Here is a 21579-nt window from a genome sequence, read left to right on the forward strand (position 1 = left end):
ACGTAAAAAAACCGCCTTTCGGGGCGGTTACGACATTGCTTACTGCTTGTTTTTATTCGTTTTAATCGGTACTGATAATATGGTGCCCGGGGTGGGACTTGAACCCACACAGCCATAAGCCGAGGGATTTTAAATCCCTTGTGTCTACCGATTTCACCACCCGGGCATGGGTGTTAATTGGAGGCGCGTCCCGGAGTCGAACCGAGGTAGACGGATTTGCAATCCGTAGCATGGCCACTCTGCCAACGCGCCTTTAAATCTTTTTGTCATCAGAGAGTCATCTCTGGCGACTAATTTGGAGCGGGAAACGAGACTCGAACTCGCGACCCCGACCTTGGCAAGGTCGTGCTCTACCAACTGAGCTATTCCCGCATTGCCATCAGTTTTATTCTGTTTTAAATGAAACCTTCAGAACTTGCTGATTTGCTTTATCTTCTGGCTGCCTGAGCTGCCTTTCGATGCGTTGCATTCTACTGTTCTGGCGCAATGAGTCAACCAAATTATCCTCACAATGCATCCGTTTGCTGCTTTTTAAGTCGCTTCGATCACCGTTCGAGCAAATCGCCACGTGCAGCGCTCAAATACTGGAACATTGACCAGAAGGTTAGCACAGCGGCAATGTACAACGCGGCAACGCCAACGCCCTCAACAATACTGTTCGGGCGCCATAACAGCGCAAACAGTGACAACATCTGGGCCGTGGTTTTGACTTTACCAATCCACGAAACGGCCACACTGCTGCGTTTGCCGATTTCAGCCATCCACTCGCGCAGAGCTGAAATGATGATTTCACGGGCAATCATGGTGGCAGCCGGTAAGGTGATCCACCATGAGTGGAAATACTCGGCCACCAGCACTAACGCGATCGCCACCATCACTTTATCGGCCACCGGATCCAGGAACGCCCCGAACTGGGTCGTTTGTTTCCAGCGACGGGCCAGGTAACCATCAAACCAGTCAGTCACCGCAGCAAAGATGAAAATCAGTGCGCATGCCAGTGGAGCCCATTGAAATGGCAGGTAAAATGCCAGTACAAAGAATGGGATTAATACAACGCGAAACAGGGTAAGTAAGGTCGGAATATTAAATGGCATAATTACGCTAACTGTTTGGACAGAGTAGAATTTGTCCCTATGTTCCTACATTGCTACGGGTGTTGCAATGCTTAGTGTTTCAGCGCATAGAAGATTTTTTCAGCCAGCGCATGTGAAATTCCAGGGATACTGGCGATTTCTTCCATAGAGGCATTGATCAACGGTTGCAGGCCTCCCATGTACTTGAGCAGCATCTGGCGCCGTTTTGGACCGATCCCTTCAATGGTTTCCAGCGCACTGGTGTTCTTCACTTTAGCCCGTTTATTACGATGGCCTGTTATTGCATGATTGTGAGAGTCATCACGAATATGCTGGATAACATGTAACGCCGGAGAGTCTGGCGGCAAAGCAAATCCCTCCCCTTCCGGTTCAAGGAACAGCGTTTCCAGCCCGGCTTTACGATCGGTGCCTTTTGCCACCCCCAGCAACAGAGGATGATGTTTATCCCAGGTCACATCCAGTTCAGCGAAAACGTCTTTCGCCTGTGAAAGCTGGCCTTTGCCACCATCGATCAGAATTACGTCAGGAATTTTGCTCTCTTCAATGGCCTTGCCATAACGGCGACGCAGCACCTGGTTCATGGCCGCATAGTCATCACCGGGGGTGATGCCCGTGATGTTATAGCGACGATATTCGCTGCGCAGTGGCCCGTTGGCATCAAAAACCACACAGGAGGCGACCGTCTGCTCCCCCATCGTGTGGCTGATATCAAAACATTCCATACGACGAATAGCCGGTAACTTCAGGGTGTCGGCAAGAGCCGTTAGCCGTTGGTGTATAGTGGAATGCTGTGCCAGACGCGTCACCAGCGCGGTAGCCGCATTGGTGCGGGCAAGCTTCAGGTAACGGGCGCGGTCGCCCCGGGGTTTGCTCTGGATGGCAATACGCCTTCCGGCAAGCTCTGTCAGCGAGTCCGCCAGCAGCTCTTTTTCCGGTAACTGGAAATCCAGCAGAATATCAGCGGGTAACGTGCGTGCCTGGCTACCCTGCAAATAGAATTGCCCCACAAATGTCTGCACAACTTCAGCCAGTTCTGTGCCACTGGGCACTTTCGGGAAATAACTTCGGCTGCCCAACACCTTACCCTGACGGATAAACAATACGTGCAGACAGGCCATTCCAGAGTCGAACGCAACACCGATGACATCCAGATCGTCCCCCTGATTGGAGACAAACTGTTTTTCCGTGACGCGGCGCACCGCCTGTATCTGATCGCGCAGACGGGCGGCCTCTTCAAAGCGCATTTCCTGGCTGGCATGTTCCATGCGTGCAACTAGCTGATTCAGGACCTGATCGTCTTTACCCGAAAGGAACAAGCGCACATAGTCGATCTGGCGCGCATACTCCTCTTCCGTCACCAGCCCCTTCACGCAAGGCCCAAGGCAACGACCAATCTGGTATTGCAGACACGGACGTGAGCGGTTGCGATACACGCTATTTTCACACTGGCGTACCGGGAAAATTTTTTGCAACAGCGATAACGTCTCTCGCACCGCATAGCCGTTAGGGAAAGGACCGAAGTATTCCCCTTTCGCATGCTTGGCACCGCGATGGCTTGCCAGGCGCGGATGGGCATCCGCGCTCAGAAAGATGTAGGGATAGGATTTATCGTCACGCAGCAGCACGTTGTAGCGCGGCTGGTAAAGTTTGATGTAGTTATGTTCCAGCAGCAGCGCTTCGGTTTCCGTATGGGTCACCGTCACGTCTATCTGGCAAATCAGCGCCACCAGCGCTTCCGTCTTACGACTGGCGAGGTTTCCGCGAAAATAGCTGGAGAGCCGTTTTTTGAGATCTTTCGCTTTGCCAACGTAGATAACCGTACTCGCAGCATCATACATCCGGTAAACGCCGGGCTGGCTGGTGACGGTTTTCAGGAAATACTTTGCATCAAACTGATCATTCACTACTGATTAACGGCTCCGCGCTGTACAGGCCATGACGGATGGCCAGATGCGTTAACTCCACGTCCCCACTGATATTCAGTTTGCTGAACATGCGGTAACGATAGCTGTTAACAGTTTTAGGACTCAGATTGAGTTGTTCGGAGATTTCCGTCACTTTCTGGCCCTTAGTAATCATCAGCATAATCTGCAACTCGCGTTCCGACAAATTGTTGAACGGCGATTCCGCTTTTTGCGGTTCGATTTGGCTCAGTGCCATCTGTTGCGCAATATCGGAGGCAATATAGCGCTGCCCCGAGTTGACAGAGCGAATCGCGCTGATCACTTCCTGCGGCGCTGCCCCTTTGCTGAGATAACCAGAAGCCCCCGCCTGCATCACTTTTGCTGGCAACGGGTTTTCGGTATGAATCGTTAACATGATAATTTTGCAGTCTGGCGTGTAACGGATAATCTTGCGCGTCGCTTCAAGTCCGCCAATACCTGGCATATTCATGTCCATCAGCACCACATCAGCACTGTTAGCACGACACCATTTTACCGCATCTTCACCGCAGTTCGCTTCTCCAACAACCTGGATACCTTTGATATCCTCCAGGATGCGACGAATACCTGCGCGAACCAGCTCGTGGTCATCAACAAGAAAAACGCTTATCAAACGATGCTCCTTAAGCGGCTAAGGCAGGTGGCGAAAAAAACATTGGCAGGCCGATGATGTTACTACTTTTTCACGGCTGTTAGAACAGAAATAATGTCGAACTTTATACCAAATCTAATTTATCTGTAGAGGCTAAATAGCACGTAAATTCTTCAATAATGCAAAGGTGTAACTTGTAAACGTTAATCTTTTAGGTCGAAAAAAATCTCATCCGCCAGCACCATAATAAAATAAATTATAATTTACAATAAGTTGTATAAAAAATGCTATTTTTCATTTAAAAATAAAGTCAATATTTTCCTAAATTTTAGCACTTTCTACAACGTGACATAACACTAACGCACAACCGATTGTTTTATCATTAATCTTAACCGACTCACTGCTTTCTTCATGCCATTATATGATATACTTTCGAACACTTTACGTGCCTGGTAAACTAACCGGAAGCACTGTTTTTTCAAAGACTATCGGGAGAAATCATGAGCGAGACTGACTTTTCAACCAGCGAAGAAGTGCAGGCATTAGCTAACGAAGTGACGTGCATGAAAGCACTTGTCACACTGATGCTGAAAGGTATGGGTCAGGCAGATGCCGGTAAAGTCATCATCAATATGGAACGCTACATCGCCGCGCTGGAAGATCAGCAGCAGGCAGAAGTGTTCAGCAATACGGTCAAGCAGATCAAACACGCTTATCGTCAGTAATACACCCGCCTTCCCGCCGCGTTAAACGCCCGTTGCTTTTTTATTGGTTTTGTCACACCGTAGTGTTTTAACTGACAGAACAAAGCAATGGGCTTACTTTTCAAAGCAATACTGGGTGCTGCGGTCGTGGTGTTAATCGGCCTGTTATCGAGAACCCGTCATTACTATCTTGCCGGTCTCATTCCGCTGTTTCCCACCTTCGCACTGATAGCCCACTATATTGTGGCCAGTGAGCGGGGCATCGAGGCGCTGCGAACCACCATCGTCTTTGGCATGTGGGCGATTCTGCCCTACTTTATCTATCTGCTGGCACTTTGGTATTTTATTACGATGATGCGGCTGCCACTGGCACTGCTGGCAGCCGTATTATGCTGGGGCGTAGCAGCGTGGGTGCTGATCACGCTGTGGTCGAAATGGCATGGATAATAAACTTAGCGCCCGCGTGGCCCCCAGCTAACAGATACCCCAAGTGTAGGCAGCACTTCTTCAGGCCGGAAGCGACGTGCGCCATGGAACTTTTCAGCCAGATTCGGCTGAGCAATCGGGATTTTGACCGCAAACAGGTTGTCTTCTGACTGAATGATCCCTGGTGTGAGCGGATCATAGTTCACCTGATGCTGTTCAAACATCTGCTCCAGCATCGGCGTTGCCGCACTGTAGAGATACTGAATGCCCGATTGTCCCGCCAACTGCACCGCATGCCATAAAATGTTCAGCGGCAACTCCGCATCAATTTCAAGCCGGGCAGAGAAACGTGACATTTCCCAGACGATATCACTCTCATTGTTACTATTTTCAGCACCTGCGGCTGAACGGTTGCTGTCCGGATCCTGCCATGCCATTAAACGCGCACAACCACAGATACCAAACTGCGCAGTCCAGGCAATCAACCAGATCACATCGGAACGATCGAAGCGATCGTACTCCTGGCCCGGGGTACTGAGACGAGACGGAATCGACCAACCTTCACCTCTGGCAAAGACGCTGTAACGATAACTTCCTAATTCTGCCAGTAAAGATGACGGCATGTCCTTCAGCTTGGTCTGGATAATCTTCATTCATGATCCCCTGTCGCATTCCCTCGTGAGCGCCGCTCCTGACGGTTCGGGCAGGGTTGTTACCCTGGGCGCAGGGTAGACAACCGGGTGGCAATTCGAAACTACCAAATTTGGTAGTTGCATCCTCTTTCAGATTAAACCGATTGCTGCGGCATAAGAGGCAATTTGCGTTTTGTTTGGTGCATTAAATCGTTTTTGCATGTTTTTTTGGTGAAAATTAACGGTATTCTCTGAGATAGAGAGGATCAGTGATATTTCTGCCGATGTTTTTCCCTCTGCGGTCCATTTGAGAATTTCGAGTTCTCTTTCACTTAATTCCAGTTTGGTTGCCAGCATCGAAATATCATCCATTTCGATCAATGCAGCCATTGACAGCTCCGAAATATACTGGAGTTTAAGTTCAAGTTCTGTCGTTAACGCTATCATTTTAGAAGGATTGGCAGACGACAGCGATAATATACCTACGGATCTGTTTTTCGCCATCACGGAACAAGAAATACCGTGATAAATACCATGTTCTCTGGCAGCTTGCAGAACGCACTGCTCCTCGGGGAGCAGATCGCCTCCCCACAACCACATCGCTCCCGGTGAACGGCACTTCTTCATCACAGGATCGCGCTGCACTAAGTCTTCATGCAAATAATACTCAATCCACTTCTGCGGATAATTACTGTAAAAAAAAGTTTTTGGCCGGGTAAAAGGAACGGGATGACGAATAAAAAGAGCATAAAAATCGAATTCCAGCTCCCCCGCCTGTTGCTCAATTATCCTGGTAATATGAGCGGTGTTGCTTCCCGTACCAAAAGCCAATTGCATCCTGTTTCGCCAACTGAAATAGTTCTCAGATGTCATTAATGCCTCAGTCCGACAGGGAAAATCCCCGCCCTGATTATAATTGTCATTGTGAATATGGCAGTAAAAAAATGAATGAAATCGAGTAAAAATTTTAATTGTCCAGAGTGATATTTCTGAACAAAAAACAGTTTACAACGTTCAGGTATTGATCTGTTTGGGCATAAAAATCACCAGGAAAATAAGCCCAAAAAATGGACACCAGACCGATAATAACCTATGTCACATTTTGTTCTCAGTGTCGCCAACGAGATACATCGATTTATCGCACCACTCACCACAGGGGTTAGAATAGGATTTTTCCTATAAAGATTCAATAATTTTGCCCCTTTTGTCATGGCGTTTACGCACAATAGTTTTACAGTGTTTCAGGGCTTTTTTTCAGTAAAAAAAATGTGACTCGTCCGACAAAAAGTCAAAACTTATTGATATAACTATCAATTACCTCCCTCCTGTTACCATTTGGCTTTCACGCAATAGGTTAATGACTATGTAGCAACAGCAGACAATCCCACAGTTGTCACATGGGGTTAACGGCAATATGTACAATTTGCATCATCATCTTTTCGTTTTAAGTTCTGCTGCGTATTGTTATGCGAAAATACGTCTCTGCGAATACCTGCCTCCTGAAACAAGCAGCATGAGTGCATGCCCTACAAATGCATCGACTTTATGCATCATTAATTGCATCGCGCTATATCAATATTGCTCATCACTCGTTGTCTCATTTATAGTCCGCAGGTATCAGCCATCTCCACGCGCTTTCAGCGGCACAAACCAAAACCGCGCATACCGAGATGAAAATGATTGGCATGTGCCGCGTTATATTCCGGTCCTAAGGCATTACCAAACAGATGGCAGCTACGGGCAAAGACGAGGTGCAACCATCGGCTGCGATCATCTCCGCCTCTCCAGTGACTCAGTACACTGATGCGTTGGCCGTTTTGTAAACGAAAACCGCTGAGGTCCCAGGCGTCAGCCGTGGCGTGCTCACTTAAGCGACCTTCTGCACGGTGATAAATATTACGACAGGCGTAGCTACCGAGGTGATCAATGCGCGTTAGTGGCGACCCCAGCTCACGAGTAGCCATGGGTTTGAGCGTTTGAGTGACCAGCATCGTGCTGCTGACCGCCAGCGTGCAGCTGCTGAGGAAGGTGCTGCTGAGGGTCACATCGCCAAAGCCCGTTATTCTGACCGGGTCAACCAACGGACAACGTCCCTGCTGTGTGCCTGGTCGGGTGTAGCTCAGATATCCCTGTGTTCGAGCCTGTTGCAGCACCGCGAAACAGGCCTCCGGGTTGGCAGCCAGTCTCTTCAGTTTATAACGTGTAACCAGCGTCGGTGCATCGGTGACCGACAATGGCGCAAAGGGATCCCAGGCGGGGGGTAAAACACGTAACAGCAGCGAACACAGCCATCCTCCGGCGAGGAGAACAGCAACCAACGTGATGAATCGCTTCAACTCCCCTCCTTTTACCCTGGCACAAAGAAGTGATGCCGGGTTTTTAAGCATATGACGCTTCGTTATCGTAGTTTAGCTGCAATTTTGCTTTATCGACCGGGATTTTACGTTAAGCTCTTGATCGCACTAACCTCAACAACATCAGACATACGAAAAGCCATCAGAGCTTTCATATCATTACCACAGGACAGGAAACCCATTAATGGTTGATCAATCAAAAGAGGCTGCTGCCTCTGAAAAAGGAGCGGACCAGCTCCAGCGCAATCTGCACAATCGCCATATTCAGCTGATCGCCATCGGCGGTGCTATCGGCACCGGTCTGTTTATGGGATCTGGAAAAACGATCAGCCTTGCCGGGCCGTCGATCATTTTCGTTTATATGATCATCGGTTTTATGCTGTTCTTTGTCATGCGCGCGATGGGCGAGCTGCTGCTCTCTAATCTTGAGTACAAATCCTTCAGCGACTTCGCCGCCGACCTGCTGGGTCCGTGGGCAGGCTATTTCACCGGCTGGACCTACTGGTTCTGTTGGGTGGTCACCGGGATTGCCGATGTCGTGGCCATCAGTTCCTATTTCCAGCTCTGGTTCCCGGACTTCTCTATCTGGATGAGCGCCCTGCTGTGCATCGTCGTTTTCCTGTCGCTCAATATTGCGACGGTGAAACTGTTCGGCGAGATGGAGTTCTGGTTTGCGATTATTAAAATCGTCGCCATTGTTGCGCTGATTGCCACCGGCATTGTGCTGGTCGCGATGCATTATCCGTCACCGGGTGGCGGTACCGCTTCCCTGAGCAACATCTGGGATCACGGCGGGATGTTCCCGAAAGGATTGAGTGGTTTCTTCGCCGGCTTCCAGATTGCGGTGTTTGCTTTTGTGGGTATCGAACTGGTCGGTACTGCGGCGGCAGAAACGCATGACCCTAAGACCGTCCTGCCACGCGCCATTAACGCCATCCCTTTACGCATCATTATGTTCTACGTTTTGTCGCTGATGGTGATTATGGCGGTGACGCCGTGGGATCAGGTGGTGGCCGATCGTAGCCCGTTTGTTGAAATGTTTATGCTGATTGGTTTACCGGCAGCGGCGAGCATCGTGAACTTTGTGGTACTGACCTCCGCGGCCTCATCGGCTAACAGCGGCATCTTCTCGACCAGCCGCATGCTTTACGGTCTGGCTCAGCAGGGTGTGGCACATCGCCGCTTTGGGTTGCTGTCACGCCGTTCGGTGCCGACCACAGGTCTGTTCTTCTCCTGCCTGTGTTTGCTGGGCGGCGTCGCGCTGATTTACCTGATCCCCAATGTGATGACGGTGTTCACGCTGGTCACGACGGTATCTGCCATTCTGTTTATGTTTGTCTGGACGATTATCCTTTGCTCTTATCTGGCCTACCGCAAGAAGCATCCGGAACGCCACGCGACATCCAGCTATAGAATGCCATTGGGCAAATTTATGTGCTGGGTGTGTATGGCCTTCTTTGCCTTTGTGCTGGTGCTGTTAACGCTGCAAGAGGATACCCGTCAGGCGCTGATGGTCACGCCACTGTGGTTTATCATTCTGGCGGTGGGATGGTTCCTGCGTCAGCGTAAATCTGCCTGATAAACAAGCAGGCCAGGTCAACCTTGCCTGCTGCATCAGAATCGTGACCACAGTTTATGCAGCGCCTGCCCCAGTGGAGGGCGCTGAACCGGCAAGCGTTCCGGTTTAAATGGCCCGTCTTGTAATGGCTCAGGGCCGAGATCAAAGGTAAAGTTGTAATTGGGTTCTTCCCCCATCCGCAGGTCAGTGATCGTAATATGATCCCCCACCCGCTTCATCGCATAAAAACCACGACTGAACCAGACCACGCGCTGAACATACCAGTTACTGCTGTACTGTTGATACAGTGCACTGCCGTTGTCATGAGGGGTAAGCGCCAGCGGCTTATCCGGGCTCAATAACGACCAAAATCCTTCCTGATAATCATCAGCCGACATCACCACCACACGCCACTGTACTGTGTTAAATGCCGTGGGCGTCACCAGCAGTCGCTCTGCGCTGACGTGCTGCTGAACCAGCTGTTGCTTCACCTCGTGAGTGACCCATGCCTGCGCCACCATGCTCCAGACGAGATACAGGCAGCTCAGACTTAAGCCCAGCGTATTCCAGCGCCGCCCGTGACGGTGTCGCCATACCAGTGCCGCTATCAGCCCGGCCAGCAAGGGCAGAGTATATAGCGGATCGATAATAAACATGCTGCCGATGGCAAAAGGACGATCGGTGAAAGGCAGCGCTAACTGCGTGCCATATATAGTGGTCAGGTCAAGAAGAGGATGAGTAATCAGCGCCAGCCACACTGCCGCCCACCAGCGTCCGAAAGCCTGCGGCTGGCGACACAGACGGCTGCACAACCCGGCAAGCAGCGGCGACGCCAGCGTCAGCCAGAACAACGCATGGCTCTCAGTGCGGTGCAGAGTCATATTGCGGATGGCATCGCCGTGATCAATAAAGACATCCAGATCGGGCAGCGTACCACAAACCGCCCCCACGGCAGCCGCCTGCCATACCGGGGCTTTACGCCCCATCACGGCAACAGCGACCGATGCGCCCAATACCAATTGTGAAACGGAATCCATCATCGCTCCCTGTTAATCACGGCTCTTAGCGTACGCGGATACCTTCAATCACCATACGCTGCACATTTTCGACCGTCTGGTTGAAGAAATGCTCATCATTCAGCGTCTGCCCGGTTATCGCCTCCACCTGGGTGGCGAAGTCAGCATAGTGCTGGGTCGTGGCCCACAACATAAAGATCAGATGATCAGGCTGAACAGCGGCCAGTTTTCCCTGCAAAACCCAGGTTTCTATGATGGCCGCCTTATCTTCAACCAGATGACGCAAATCCCCCGCCAGTTCGGCTTTAAGTAACGGTGCGCCTTGCAGCATCTCCATGCAGAACAGACGTGAAGCCTGAGGGTGATCGCGTGAAACCTCCAGCTTAAGACGAATGTAATCGCGTATTGCCTCCAGAGGATGCTGATCGTGGCGCAGCGCGCGCAGCGGTGCCAGCCAGACATCCAGCAGGTCCTTCAGCACAGCAATATAAAGTTCTTCTTTAGAGGGGAAGTAGTAAAGCAGATTGGTTTTCGATACATCTGCACGTTCGGCTACCTTATCCAAGCTGGTGCCATGAATGCCGAACTGTGAGAAAAACTCCAGCGCCGCAGAGAGAATAGCGGAACGCTTTGCAGCCACCGCGCGCGAACGACGCGTCGGGGCTTTAGCCGGTAACTTATCAGTAGAATTCACCGTGACTCCATGATCCATGTGGGTTGCGGGGATAATAGCAAAACAGCTGACGCATACCTAATTAGCGCTGTCCCTTAGGCATGCACTCTAATTGACCATCCTCGCCTGCTTTTTGTGCAACCTTTTTTACCAAATGGTCTGAAATGGACCACTCATTCCACCAGAGTTTTACAAACAAAAAACAACTCACTGTTTTAAATAACAATTTTCAAACTGGCACAGCCTTTGCAATTTGATTCACAGCGCCGCTTCAAAGGAAACTGCAGGATGCATCGCAGCGCCGGGATTCACTCTTTCACTCAAGCAGAGGATGTCACATGAAAATTGGTGTTTTTATCCCGATCGGTAACAACGGCTGGTTAATTTCTCAAAACGCGCCGCAATACATGCCGACCTTTGAACTGAACAAAGCGATTGTGCAGAAGGCAGAGCATTATCACTTCGATTTTGCGCTCTCTATGATCAAACTGCGCGGCTTCGGTGGCAAAACCGAATTCTGGGACCATAACCTCGAGTCCTTTACTCTGATGGCAGGCCTGGCCGCCGTCACCTCGCGCATTGAAATCTATGCCACCGCCGCCACCCTGACCTTGCCTCCGGCGATTGTGGCCCGCATGGCGTCAACCATCGACTCCATCTCTAATGGCCGCTTTGGCGTCAACCTGGTGACCGGGTGGCAGAAACCCGAATACGATCAAATGGGCCTGTGGCCGGGTGATGAATACTTCTCACGCCGTTACGACTATCTGACTGAATATGTCAGCGTCCTGCGCGATCTGTGGGGCAACGGTAAGTCCGACCTGAAAGGCGAGTTCTTTACCATGAATGACTGCCGCCTCAGCCCGCAACCGCAGAAACCGATGAAGGTCATCTGCGCAGGACAGAGCGACGCAGGCATGGAATTTTCAGCCAAACACGCCGACTACAACTTCTGTTTTGGTAAGGGTGTGAATACGCCAACCGCTTTCGCCCCGACGGCGGCTCGGATGAAAAGCGCAGCCGATGCACAAGGCCGCGATGTCGGCTCCTATGTGCTGTTTATGATCATCGCTGATGAAACCGATGAGGCCGCACGCGCCAAATGGGAACATTACAAAGCCGGTGCCGATGAAGAGGCGCTGTCGTGGCTGACCACCCAAAGCCAGCAGGACAAACGATCCGGCAGCGACACCAACGTACGCCAGATGGCCGACCCGACTTCCGCCGTGAATATCAATATGGGCACCCTCGTCGGCTCCTATGCCAACGTGGCGCGGATGCTCGACGACGTTGCCACGGTGGAAGGCACCCACGGCGTGCTGCTGACCTTCGATGACTTCCTGCAAGGTATTGAGAACTTTGGCGAGCGTATCCAGCCGCTGATGCAGTGCCGTATCGATGTGATTGATGCTGCACAGGAGGTGGCATAATGAATAACAAACCTGCTGTTGTGTGCACTACCGCATCCACCCTGGACGCTATCACCCTGCCCGCGCGCCCGGAAGCGATTGTCTTCCCACCGGAGCAAACGGCGCTGATCGTCGTGGATATGCAGAATGCTTATGCCACCACCGGCGGCTATCTCGATCTCGCCGGGTTTGACGTGTCGGCCACTCGCCCGGTCATCGATCAGATCAATGTGGCGGTCAAGGCTGCCCGTCAGGCCGGGATCCAGGTGATTTGGTTCCAGAATGGCTGGGACGATCAGTACGTCGAAGCCGGCGGACCCGGTTCACCGAACTGGCATAAATCGAATGCGCTGAAAACCATGCGCCAGAACCCGGAACTGCAGGGCACGTTGCTGGCAAAGGGTGGCTGGGATTATGAGCTGGTCGATCAGCTAACACCGCAGCCGGGCGATATCGTACTGCCTAAACCGCGCTATAGCGGCTTCTTTAATACTGCACTCGACAGCATGCTGCGCAGTCGGGGCATCCGTCATTTAGTGTTTACCGGCATTGCTACCAACGTATGCGTGGAGTCCACCCTGCGTGACGGTTTCTTCCTTGAATACTTCGGCATCGTCCTTGAGGACGCCACCTATCAGGCAGGCCCACTGTTTGCCCAGCAGGCCGCCCTGTTCAATATTGAAACCTTCTTTGGTTGGGTGTCTGACGTCGGCAGTTTCTGCTCGGCATTACAAACGGAACCGGCCACTGCAGCCCAGACAGCCTGACACCTGCTTTTTAAACGGAGAAAAAAACAATGCCAAAAACGATTATTACCCCACCAGGCACCAGCGTACCGATCGCCCCTTTTGTTCCGGGAACGCTGGCCGATGGCGTGGTGTATGTCTCCGGCACGCTGCCGTTCGATAAAGACAATAATGTGGTTCACGTGGGAGATGCCGCCGCGCAAACCCGCCACGTGCTGGAAACGATTAAGAGCGTGATTGAAACCGCAGGCGGCACAATGGATGACGTGACATTTAACTCCATTTTTATTACCGACTGGAGTAACTACGCTGCCGTGAACGCGGTGTACGCAGACTATTTTCCCGGCGAAAAGCCCGCCCGCTTCTGCATTCAGTGCGGACTGGTGAAACCCGATGCGCTGATTGAAATCGCCAGCGTGGCGCATATCGGTAAATAAGGAGTGACTCATGCATATTGAGCTGTCAGGCCGCGATGAACCCGGGGCCAGAACCGTAGTGTTATCTGCCGGACTGGGCGGACTGGGGAGTTTCTGGTTGCCGCAAATGAATGCGCTACGCGCGGCATTTCGCGTGGTGGTTTACGACCAGCGCGGCACCGGAAAAAGTCCGGATACGCTGCCTGAAGGCTACAGTATGTCGCAGATGGCCAGTGAGCTGGCGATGCTGCTGGAACAGCACAATATTATGCAGTTCGATATAGTTGGCCATGCGCTCGGTGGCATGGTTGCCCTACAGCTGGCACTCGACTACCCCGAACGTGTGTCGCGGCTGGTGCTGGTTAACGGCTGGTTACAACTGGATGCACACACCCGTCGCTGTTTCCGCGTACGCCAGGATCTGCTGCTTAATGTCGGGGTCGAGGCTTATGTTCGTGCCCAGCCACTGTTTCTTTATCCCGCTGACTGGCTGTCGGAACATCAGGCACGTATTGAAGCTGAAGATACGCTGCATACGGCGCATTTTCAGGGTATGGATAACTTGCTCAAGCGCCTGCATGCGCTGATGGCCTGCGACTACAGTTCTCATGCCGCGCAGATTACCCAGCCCGTGCTGTTGCTCTGTTCACGCGACGACCTGCTGGTGCCATGGACCTGTTCCGAACAACTGCTGGCAGCATTGCCGCACGCCACCCTGCAACGCATGAACTGGGGTGGCCACGCTATGAGTGTCACCGACGCTTCCACCTTTAATCACCTGCTGATGGGCTGGCTGCAAGATGACAGCCTGGCCGCGAATACCGCTGATATGGAGCCACTATGGCAGAAACCCTGAATACCCTGGCACCCACCCCGCCTGTCACCGGCGTGGAAAAGCAACAGTTCCGTGATGCGATGGCGCGCCTGGGTGCCGCCGTCAATATTATCACCACCGATGGCCCTGCCGGACGTGCCGGATTTACTGCCTCGGCAGTATGTAGCGTCACCGACACGCCACCGACGCTGCTGGTGTGCCTGAACCGTTCCGCATCGGTGTATGAGACCTTCAGAGAAAACAGACAGCTTTGCGTGAATACGCTGGCGTCCGGTCATGAAGCGTTATCTAACCTGTTTGGCGGTAAAACGCCGATGACCGAGCGATTTATCGCCGCTGACTGGTCAACACTGGTCACCGGATCGCCGATCCTCAGTGGCGCACTGGTGTCGTTTGACTGCGTGGTGACGCAGGTGATGAGCGTCGGTACCCACGACATTTTAGTGTGCGAAGCACAGGCACTGGTTTTCAGCGACAGCAGCCATGGCCTGATCTATTTCGATCGTGGCTACCACCCGTTACCACAACGTAGTTTCTGATCCCGGGCTTTACTCGCCGGTCAATGCAGTGCTCACACTCTGGAGATAACGATGACAGGTTCCTGGTTCCCTCAATGGTCGAAAACGACGGCGTCGACAACCGGTATCGTCGCGCCTGATGAAACACTGCCCCTCGGGCAAACGGTAGTGATGGGCCTGCAGCACGCGGTTGCCATGTTTGGTGCCACCGTGCTGATGCCTTTGCTGATGGGGCTGGACCCGAACCTGTCGATCCTGATGTCGGGCGTGGGCACGTTGCTGTTCTTCCTGATTACCGGAGGCCGTGTACCCAGTTATCTGGGCTCCAGCGCGGCGTTTGTGGGCGTGGTGATCGCCGTGACGGGCTTTAGCGGTCAGGGGTTGAACCCGAACCTCAGCGTGGCGCTGGGTGGCATCATTGCCTGCGGTCTGGTCTACACCCTGATCGGTTTTGTGGTGATGAAAGCAGGCACCCGCTGGATAGAAAAATTGATGCCGCCCGTGGTGACGGGTGCCGTTGTCATGGCGATTGGTCTGAACCTGGCACCGATTGCCGTGCGCGGCGTTTCAGCCTCGATGTTCGATAGCTGGATGGCAGTCATGACCGTGTTGTGTATCGGCGTGGTCGCGGTATTCACCCGCGGCATGGTGCAGCGCCTGCTGATCCTCGTTGGGCTGATTGTCGCTTGGGCAATCTATGCGCTGCTGACCAACGGCTTTGGATTAGGGAAACCCGTCGACTTCAGCCTGCTGGCGAATGCCCCCTGGTTTGGCATGCCGCTGATCACCAGCCCGACGTTCAGTACTCAGGCCATGGTGATGATTGCGCCGGTGGCGGTCATTCTTGTGGCCGAGAACCTCGGACATATCAAGGCCGTAGCCGGTATGACCGGACGCAATCTTGACCCTTATATGGGCCGGGCATTTGTCGGTGACGGGGTGGCAACGATGTTATCCGGCGGCGTTGGCGGCAGCGGCGTCACCACTTACGCGGAAAATATCGGCGTGATGGCGGTGACGAAAGTTTACTCCACGCTGGTCTTTGTCGCCGCGGCTCTGATTGCCATGGTACTGGGCTTCTCACCCAAATTTGGCGCTCTGATTCATACCATCCCGGGGCCTGTTATTGGCGGCGCATCAATCGTTGTGTTTGGTTTGATTGCGGTAGCCGGTGCTCGCATTTGGGTACAGAACAATGTCGATCTCAGCCAGAATGGTAATCTGATTATGGTTGCCGTGACACTGGTACTGGGTGCGGGAGATTTCGCACTAAAAATCGGCAGCTTTACGCTCGGTGGGATCGGTACGGCAACGTTTGGGGCGATTTTACTGAACGCCCTACTCAGCCATAAACGCGCCGCCGCACTCAGCGGCAGTAGTGTAGTGCGTCAGGATCATTAATCCCTCTGTACGAATGTGCGGGTCGGGCATGCCCGACCCCTACGAAACAATTCGGTCCACATGTCCCATCCACAGCTGAACACTTCATTCATCTCGTAGAGATGAGGCATGCCATCCGTTTTACGCAGGCTTTTCAGGGGCAGCTTTTCTCCGTTTCAGCTTCAGCTCGCTGATCAGCACGCCCAGTACGATCAGTGCCCCGCCCAGCAGGGCGATACCCGGCAATCGCTCCCCGGCAATACGCCCGACAATCCCGGCCCAAACCGGCTCACCCGCATAGATGACCGTGGCTCGCGTGGGCGACACGCTGCGCTGTGCCCAGTTCATGGTCACCTGGATCAGTGCGCTGGCGATGCCCAGCCCGATGGCGCTGTAGAGCAGATAAGGACTGAACGGCGGCACCGACTCGCCATTCGGGACCATCATTACGAAGCCAAAAAGAGAAGCCGCCGCCAGTTGGATCACGGTGACGCGCTGCACATTGACTTTTCCTGCACTGGCGCTGATCAGGATGATCTCCGCCGCGATAGCCAGCGTGCTCAACAACGTGGCAATCTCTCCGGCGTTGAACGCCATCTCACCGCTTTCCGGCCCCGCCAACAGCAGCAGACCGCCAAAAGCCAGCACGATACCCACCCACGACATCAGCCCGGGCATTCGGCCAAGAAAAACCCACTGTAACAGCGGCACCAGCGGCACATAGAGCGCCGTGATAAACGCCGATTTGCTGCTGGTAATCGTCTGCATGCCGTAGGTTTGCAAACCATAGCCAAGGCCAATCGCCAGACCAATCAGCGCCCCCGCTTTCACCTCATACCAGGTGACACCCCGCAGAACCCGCCATGAAATCAGCCCGAGCAACACGGCCGCTGTAGCAAAGCGCACGCCGATAAAAAAGAAGGGGCCGCTGACCGTCATGGCATGATGCACGGCGAGGAAGGTGCCGCCCCAGACCATCGTGATCAGGATCAGCACCCCTTCCTGGGGGTTCACTGCAAATTTATAACGTGATAAAAAACCGGACATTGGCGCACTCTGCTGGAAATTTGGCGTCAGTGTGCTGCGTTCGCTGCGGGGGGTCAAGCGTTGAAAATGGGGGGATGTTTATGCCGCCGGAGAACCCGGCGGCGGGCGGCATGGCTGCTTAGTTACCGTCATCGGTCTTACTTTTGCTCCCGCGACTGTTGCGGCCACCTTTTTCTCCTGCCAGAGAGGCGCGCTGAGGATCGTTCTTAAAATTCCCCCCGCTGACCTTGCCGCCTTTACGCCCGGCTTCTGATGCTCTTTGACGGTCTTCAGCGAAATTTCCAGATCCACCACGATGTTCTGCCATTTCTTACCTCCGAATAGTTAAGACATCATACTGCATTGTGCCCGTGCTCAGCTGGCGTTTCCCGGCAACAATGGCGGCAAACGCTGGCCTGCCGCGTTGTTAAGCATAGTGTATTCAACTAAGGATGCATCGCTGACTCGCCATTTCCTGTGCCAGATAGCCCCGAATGCACTGATTTATCCCCTTAATTTTTATTAATGCATTGTGGCAAAAAATGTGAACGCGCTGTTTTTTTAAGCAAACATTGATTGCACCACGAGCAGGCAACGCGCACTCTTCTATACTGACGAATCAGGCATTGAACGGACAACATCAACCACAGGAGAGCGTTATGGCAACACAACAATCGAAAGCGCATCACGTTGGCGAATGGGCAAGTCTGCGCGGAACGTCACCCGAAATCGCCGAAGCTATCTTTGAGGTCGCGAATTACGATGAGCGTCTGGCCGAAGCTATCTGGCAGCAACAGGGTAGCGATGAGGTCCTGCTGCGCGCCTTTGATAAGACCGGTGCAGATGTGCTCACCTGGGATAATAAGGTGGTTGAGCGCAGGAACGTCTGATACCCCATCGGCGGGTATCTGCGCCCGCCGTTTCAACGCTTACATTTTGCAACTGAGACTCCTCTGAGAACCCACCAACCTGCCGTCATGTCGTCTACGCTTAATGCTGGGTTGACATACTGACAGCCAGAACCCGGCTGATTACTGACACTATCCAAAGGAGGCGTAATGCCGTACCAGACGATTAATCCCGCAAGTAATAAGCTGATCAAGTCCTGGCCTGACCATAGCGACAGCCAGATTGAACAGGCGCTGGCCACCGCCGATGCGCTGTATCACTCTGACTGGTCCAAAGGCGATCTCCAGCCCCGAGTGCAGGTGCTGAAAAAACTGGCAGATTTGATTGATAGCCGTGTTGACGAACTGGCCGAAGCGGCCAGTATTGAGATGGGAAAACTGATTGAGCAAAGTCGCGGTGAAGTGCAACTCTGTGCACAGATTGCCCGCTACTATGCCGAGAATGCCGGGCGTTTTCTTGCGCCAACGCCCTACCCCAGTGAACTTGGCGAGGCCTGGGTAGAGAACCATCCGATTGGCGTTCTGGTGGCCGTTGAGCCCTGGAACTTCCCGTTTTATCAGCTAATGCGTGTGCTGGCGCCTAACCTCGCTGCCGGAAACCCGGTACTGGCAAAACATGCGCAAAATGTTCCGCACTGTGCCGTGTTATTCGAGGCTCTGGTGACCGAAGCCGGTGCGCCAGCGGGGGCGTGGACCAATATCTTCGCCAGTAACGATCAGGTGGCAGCGCTGATCGCTGATGACCGTGTGCAGGGTGCCGCTCTCACCGGTTCCGAGCGTGCCGGCAGCGCAGTGGCACAGCAGGCGGGGAAATATCTGAAAAAGACCACGCTCGAACTGGGCGGCAACGATGTGTTTGTGGTACTGGACGACAGCGACCTGGAGAAAGCCGTGAAGGCCGGTGTTGGTGCCCGCCTGAGCAACTGCGGCCAGGTGTGTACCGCCGCCAAACGCTTCCTGGTGCATGAGAAGGTGGCCGATCGCTTCCTGGAAAAAATGACCGAGGCATTTAAGGCGGTGAAAATTGGCGATCCACTTGATGCCAGCACCACTCTCGGCCCACTCTCCTCCGCTGAGGCACGCGATCGTCTGCATAAGCAGGTTCAGCAGGCGAAAGAGAAAGGCGCTAACGTGCTGCTCGGTGGTGCGCCCGTACCGGGTGACGGCTGTTTCTATCAGCCCACCATCCTGACCGGCATCACACGCGACAATCCGGCGTACTTTGAAGAGTTCTTCGGACCGGTGGCTCAGATCTATGTGGTGAAAAATGACGATGACGTGGTGAAACTGGCCAATGATTCGCACTACGGACTGGGTGGCGCCGTGTTCACGAAAGATATCGCCCGTGGCAAAGCACTGGCTTCGCGGATTGAAACCGGGATGGTGTACATCAACTCGTCGAGCAATACCGCGGCAGAACTGCCCTTCGGGGGCGTGAAACGGTCAGGATATGGTCGTGAACTTTCCGACCTCGGCATTAAAGAGTTTGTGAACCAGAAACTGGTGGTGATCAGTAAGGATTAAGGATGTGTCGGGAGTCGTCTTCTTTAGCCGCTCCCGCTCATCAAAATATCGCCATTAAAAAAGGGGCGACCTGTTAACCAGGTCGCCCCTTTTCATCTCTGAACGTGGGGAGACGTCAATGCCTCCCCCCAGATCAGTTAGCTGCAGGTTTCGCGTCTGGCGCGCTTTCTGCTTTTGCTTTGTCCGCTTTCGCTTTATCCGCTGCGGCTTTATCGGCAGCCGCTTTGTCTGCGGAGGCTTTGTCTGCTGCCGCTTTATCTTTTGCGGCCTGTTCAGCGGCGGCCTTATCTGCTGCCGCTTTATCTTTTGCGGCCTGTTCAGCGGCGGCCTTATCTGCAGCGGCTTTCTCTTTCGCTGCTTTATCTGCAGCGGCTTTATCAGCAGCCGCTTTCTCCGCAGAGGCTTTGGCCTGAGCCGCTTTATCCGCTGCGGCCTGGTCTGCGGCCGCTTTGTCCGCCAGTGTCTTATTGACGACGGCTTTTTCGTCAGCCGGTTTGGTCGCCGGGGTAGCTGGCGCAGCAGCCGGTGCCTGTTCAGCCACCTGTAACGGCGTTCCCTGCAACGACTTGTTCAGAACCTGAGTGAACTGATCCCATGAACAGAAACCGTTAGCATCGGTCGGACAACCAGCCATTTGCAGAGTGACACGCTTCGGTGGGTTATCCAGGGACAGAGCTTCCGCATCACGCAGCTGGCTGGACGTCTGGTAGACGTATTCCACCTTCACCAACTCACGGTCATTTTTCTTATCATGCCAGCGCTGGAACTGCACCATACCGCCAATCGGCGTTTGCTCGTTTTGTCCTGGCAGATCATAAGGTTTGAAATCAAGGGCTGTCAGCAGTGACGCGATATTCGAATCATGGCCAACCATTAAGGTTACTTTAGGCGCAGTGGCTTGATCCTGATCGACCAGCAAGCTGCGGATGTAGTCCACCAGCGGGGCAGCCACTTCACGTGCGACAATCGGAGAGGTGAACAGCGTGTCCTGATAACCATTTTTTATCGCCGCCAGTTCTTTCCACTGCTCAGGCGTTTTGATCTGCCCCCAGGCGACCTGCTCCATCGGGAAGCCTTCGTAATATTGTAGGGTGAAGGCATCAACCAGTGAGTTCCCCACCTTCAGCGGGCCAGACACATTCGGTTCTTTACCGTTATCGGCACTGAATTTGTTCTGGTTATCGCTGGAAAGATCACACTGCTTTTTACCGTCACAGGCAGGTGAATTTTTATAGTCGATGATTTTTTCCAGACGCTGGAAAGCGGGTTTCAATGCCAGCTTCTTGCCTTCGCCGTTAATCGCGGTCAGCGCCTGTTTGTTAAAATCTTCACTGCCGTTGGTGATCACCGGATTAAACACCGGGTCCATCGATCCCATCTCATCCTGATGAGAAACGGCAACATCACAGCCAGGGAAAGCCCCCGCCACGAAGAACTGGGCGGTAGCAACGGTGCGTTGCAGGCTGTTTGCATAAGCATAGACGTCATCAGGTGCCGGACACTCACCGTCTTTTACCAAGCCCTGCTGTGCCAGCCATTCACGGGTATAGCGCCCCATATACACTTCCAGCACGCCGCCTTTGGTGGTCAGCTGTCCACCCGCTACATCCCACTTCGGCCAGGCTTTTTTTGTCGCCTGTGCCAGTACGCTGCCGTTATCCGCTAAGGGAGCACGCAGATTGTGGCGGCTCATCATCAGCACTTGTTCCAGCTGGTAATCACTATCAGCAGCCCAGGCAGGAACCCCGGAAAGTGCGGAGCAAACGGCTAACGCACAAAGACTATACTTGTTGATCATGTGTGTATTCCATTGATTCAAAGGGGT

At 53.2% G+C, this 21579-nt stretch carries 22 protein-coding genes and 3 tRNA genes; 11 read left to right on the forward strand and 14 right to left on the reverse strand.

Annotation, left to right across the window (positions count from 1 at the left end):
• Positions 1 to 80 precede the first annotated feature (80 nt).
• From FY046_RS06260 to uvrY, 6 genes are all read right to left on the reverse strand, one after another.
• Positions 81 to 166 (reverse strand) — tRNA-Leu (locus FY046_RS06260).
• A 12-nt stretch (positions 167 to 178) separates the two neighbouring features.
• Positions 179 to 252, reverse strand: a tRNA-Cys gene (locus FY046_RS06265).
• Between the two features lie 44 nt (positions 253 to 296).
• Positions 297 to 372: transfer RNA gene (locus tag FY046_RS06270), tRNA-Gly, on the reverse strand.
• Between the two features lie 173 nt (positions 373 to 545).
• Positions 546 to 1094, reverse strand: a complete 549-nt coding sequence (gene pgsA, locus FY046_RS06275) for a CDP-diacylglycerol--glycerol-3-phosphate 3-phosphatidyltransferase (protein WP_133840959.1) — start codon at positions 1092 to 1094, stop codon at positions 546 to 548.
• Positions 1095 to 1165: 71 nt separating this feature from the next.
• Entirely contained in the window at positions 1166 to 2998 is a 1833-nt protein-coding gene (gene uvrC / locus FY046_RS06280; protein WP_133840960.1) for an excinuclease ABC subunit UvrC, read from the reverse strand.
• Positions 2991 to 3650: a UvrY/SirA/GacA family response regulator transcription factor gene (gene uvrY / locus FY046_RS06285; RefSeq protein WP_446185881.1), complete on the reverse strand. Its 660-nt coding sequence runs from the start codon at positions 3648 to 3650 to the stop codon at positions 2991 to 2993. The genes uvrC and uvrY overlap by 8 nt, the downstream gene beginning before the upstream one ends.
• Before the next feature lie 479 nt (positions 3651 to 4129).
• On the opposite strand from uvrY, the gene FY046_RS06290 reads away from it, so the two are divergent.
• Both FY046_RS06290 and FY046_RS06295 read left to right on the forward strand, forming a co-directional pair.
• A complete protein-coding gene (locus FY046_RS06290) occupies positions 4130 to 4354 on the forward strand; it encodes a DUF2594 family protein (protein WP_133840962.1) in 225 nt (74 codons plus the stop codon).
• A gap of 87 nt (positions 4355 to 4441) precedes the next feature.
• Positions 4442 to 4780 (forward strand): GlpM family protein, encoded by a 339-nt coding sequence (locus FY046_RS06295; protein ID WP_133840963.1) that lies wholly within the window; start codon positions 4442 to 4444, stop codon positions 4778 to 4780.
• 5 nt (positions 4781 to 4785) lie between these two features.
• Here the strand turns inward: FY046_RS06295 and FY046_RS06300 are convergent, their stop codons facing one another.
• The 3 genes from FY046_RS06300 to FY046_RS06310 form a co-directional block, all read right to left on the reverse strand.
• Positions 4786 to 5412 (reverse strand): autoinducer synthase, encoded by a 627-nt coding sequence (locus tag FY046_RS06300; RefSeq protein WP_133840964.1) that lies wholly within the window; start codon positions 5410 to 5412, stop codon positions 4786 to 4788.
• Between the two features lie 129 nt (positions 5413 to 5541).
• Positions 5542 to 6264, reverse strand: coding sequence for a transcriptional regulator SdiA (gene sdiA / locus FY046_RS06305; RefSeq protein WP_133840965.1), 723 nt, complete (start codon positions 6262 to 6264; stop codon positions 5542 to 5544).
• 764 nt (positions 6265 to 7028) lie between these two features.
• Positions 7029 to 7727: an extensin-like domain-containing protein gene (locus FY046_RS06310; protein ID WP_238337049.1), complete on the reverse strand. Its 699-nt coding sequence runs from the start codon at positions 7725 to 7727 to the stop codon at positions 7029 to 7031.
• Between the two features lie 202 nt (positions 7728 to 7929).
• Here FY046_RS06310 and cycA point away from each other — a divergent pair, with 202 nt between their 5' ends.
• Positions 7930 to 9324: a D-serine/D-alanine/glycine transporter gene (gene cycA / locus FY046_RS06315; RefSeq protein ID WP_133840967.1), complete on the forward strand. Its 1395-nt coding sequence runs from the start codon at positions 7930 to 7932 to the stop codon at positions 9322 to 9324.
• 35 nt (positions 9325 to 9359) lie between these two features.
• Here cycA and FY046_RS06320 read toward each other — a convergent pair whose 3' ends face one another.
• Both FY046_RS06320 and rutR read right to left on the reverse strand, forming a co-directional pair.
• Positions 9360 to 10340: a metal-dependent hydrolase gene (locus tag FY046_RS06320; RefSeq protein WP_133840968.1), complete on the reverse strand. Its 981-nt coding sequence runs from the start codon at positions 10338 to 10340 to the stop codon at positions 9360 to 9362.
• A 25-nt stretch (positions 10341 to 10365) separates the two neighbouring features.
• A complete protein-coding gene (gene rutR, locus FY046_RS06325; RefSeq protein WP_133840969.1) occupies positions 10366 to 11031 on the reverse strand; it encodes an HTH-type transcriptional regulator RutR in 666 nt (221 codons plus the stop codon).
• A 299-nt stretch (positions 11032 to 11330) separates the two neighbouring features.
• Here rutR and rutA point away from each other — a divergent pair, with 299 nt between their 5' ends.
• From rutA to rutG, 6 genes are read left to right on the forward strand one after another with little or no spacing between them, the layout of a single operon-like run.
• Complete coding sequence (gene rutA / locus FY046_RS06330; RefSeq protein ID WP_133840970.1) at positions 11331 to 12422, forward strand: pyrimidine utilization protein A; 1092 nt, start codon at positions 11331 to 11333, stop codon at positions 12420 to 12422.
• Complete coding sequence (rutB, locus tag FY046_RS06335) at positions 12422 to 13168, forward strand: pyrimidine utilization protein B (RefSeq protein ID WP_167864350.1); 747 nt, start codon at positions 12422 to 12424, stop codon at positions 13166 to 13168. Before rutA ends, rutB begins: the two co-directional genes overlap by 1 nt.
• A 29-nt stretch (positions 13169 to 13197) precedes the next feature.
• Entirely contained in the window at positions 13198 to 13584 is a 387-nt protein-coding gene (gene rutC, locus FY046_RS06340) for a pyrimidine utilization protein C (RefSeq protein WP_133840972.1), read from the forward strand.
• 10 nt (positions 13585 to 13594) lie between these two features.
• A complete protein-coding gene (rutD, locus tag FY046_RS06345; RefSeq protein WP_133840973.1) occupies positions 13595 to 14419 on the forward strand; it encodes a pyrimidine utilization protein D in 825 nt (274 codons plus the stop codon).
• Complete coding sequence (gene rutF, locus FY046_RS06350; RefSeq protein ID WP_446185882.1) at positions 14404 to 14937, forward strand: NADH-dependent FMN reductase RutF; 534 nt, start codon at positions 14404 to 14406, stop codon at positions 14935 to 14937. Before rutD ends, rutF begins: the two co-directional genes overlap by 16 nt.
• Positions 14938 to 14988: 51 nt before the next feature.
• Entirely contained in the window at positions 14989 to 16317 is a 1329-nt protein-coding gene (gene rutG / locus FY046_RS06355) for a pyrimidine utilization transport protein G (protein WP_421507304.1), read from the forward strand.
• A gap of 120 nt (positions 16318 to 16437) precedes the next feature.
• Here rutG and FY046_RS06360 read toward each other — a convergent pair whose 3' ends face one another.
• Together FY046_RS06360 and FY046_RS06365 are read right to left on the reverse strand one after the other, a co-directional pair.
• Positions 16438 to 17343: a DMT family transporter gene (locus tag FY046_RS06360; protein WP_167864848.1), complete on the reverse strand. Its 906-nt coding sequence runs from the start codon at positions 17341 to 17343 to the stop codon at positions 16438 to 16440.
• A 118-nt stretch (positions 17344 to 17461) separates the two neighbouring features.
• Positions 17462 to 17650, reverse strand: coding sequence for a general stress protein (locus FY046_RS06365; protein WP_133840977.1), 189 nt, complete (start codon positions 17648 to 17650; stop codon positions 17462 to 17464).
• Between the two features lie 331 nt (positions 17651 to 17981).
• On the opposite strand from FY046_RS06365, the gene FY046_RS06370 reads away from it, so the two are divergent.
• Together FY046_RS06370 and FY046_RS06375 are read left to right on the forward strand one after the other, a co-directional pair.
• The gene (locus FY046_RS06370; protein WP_133840978.1) at positions 17982 to 18212 is read left to right on the forward strand and encodes a YccJ family protein; all 231 of its coding nucleotides are present in this window, start codon (positions 17982 to 17984) and stop codon (positions 18210 to 18212) included.
• 168 nt (positions 18213 to 18380) lie between these two features.
• Positions 18381 to 19754 carry an NAD-dependent succinate-semialdehyde dehydrogenase gene (locus FY046_RS06375; RefSeq protein WP_133840979.1) on the forward strand — a complete coding sequence of 458 codons (1374 nt, stop codon included), beginning with the start codon at positions 18381 to 18383 and terminating at the stop codon, positions 19752 to 19754.
• A 133-nt stretch (positions 19755 to 19887) separates the two neighbouring features.
• Here FY046_RS06375 and agp read toward each other — a convergent pair whose 3' ends face one another.
• Positions 19888 to 21552 (reverse strand): bifunctional glucose-1-phosphatase/inositol phosphatase, encoded by a 1665-nt coding sequence (gene agp, locus FY046_RS06380; RefSeq protein ID WP_446185883.1) that lies wholly within the window; start codon positions 21550 to 21552, stop codon positions 19888 to 19890.
• Positions 21553 to 21579 lie beyond the last annotated feature (27 nt).

The organism is Erwinia sp. 1181_3 (genome assembly GCF_052824965.1).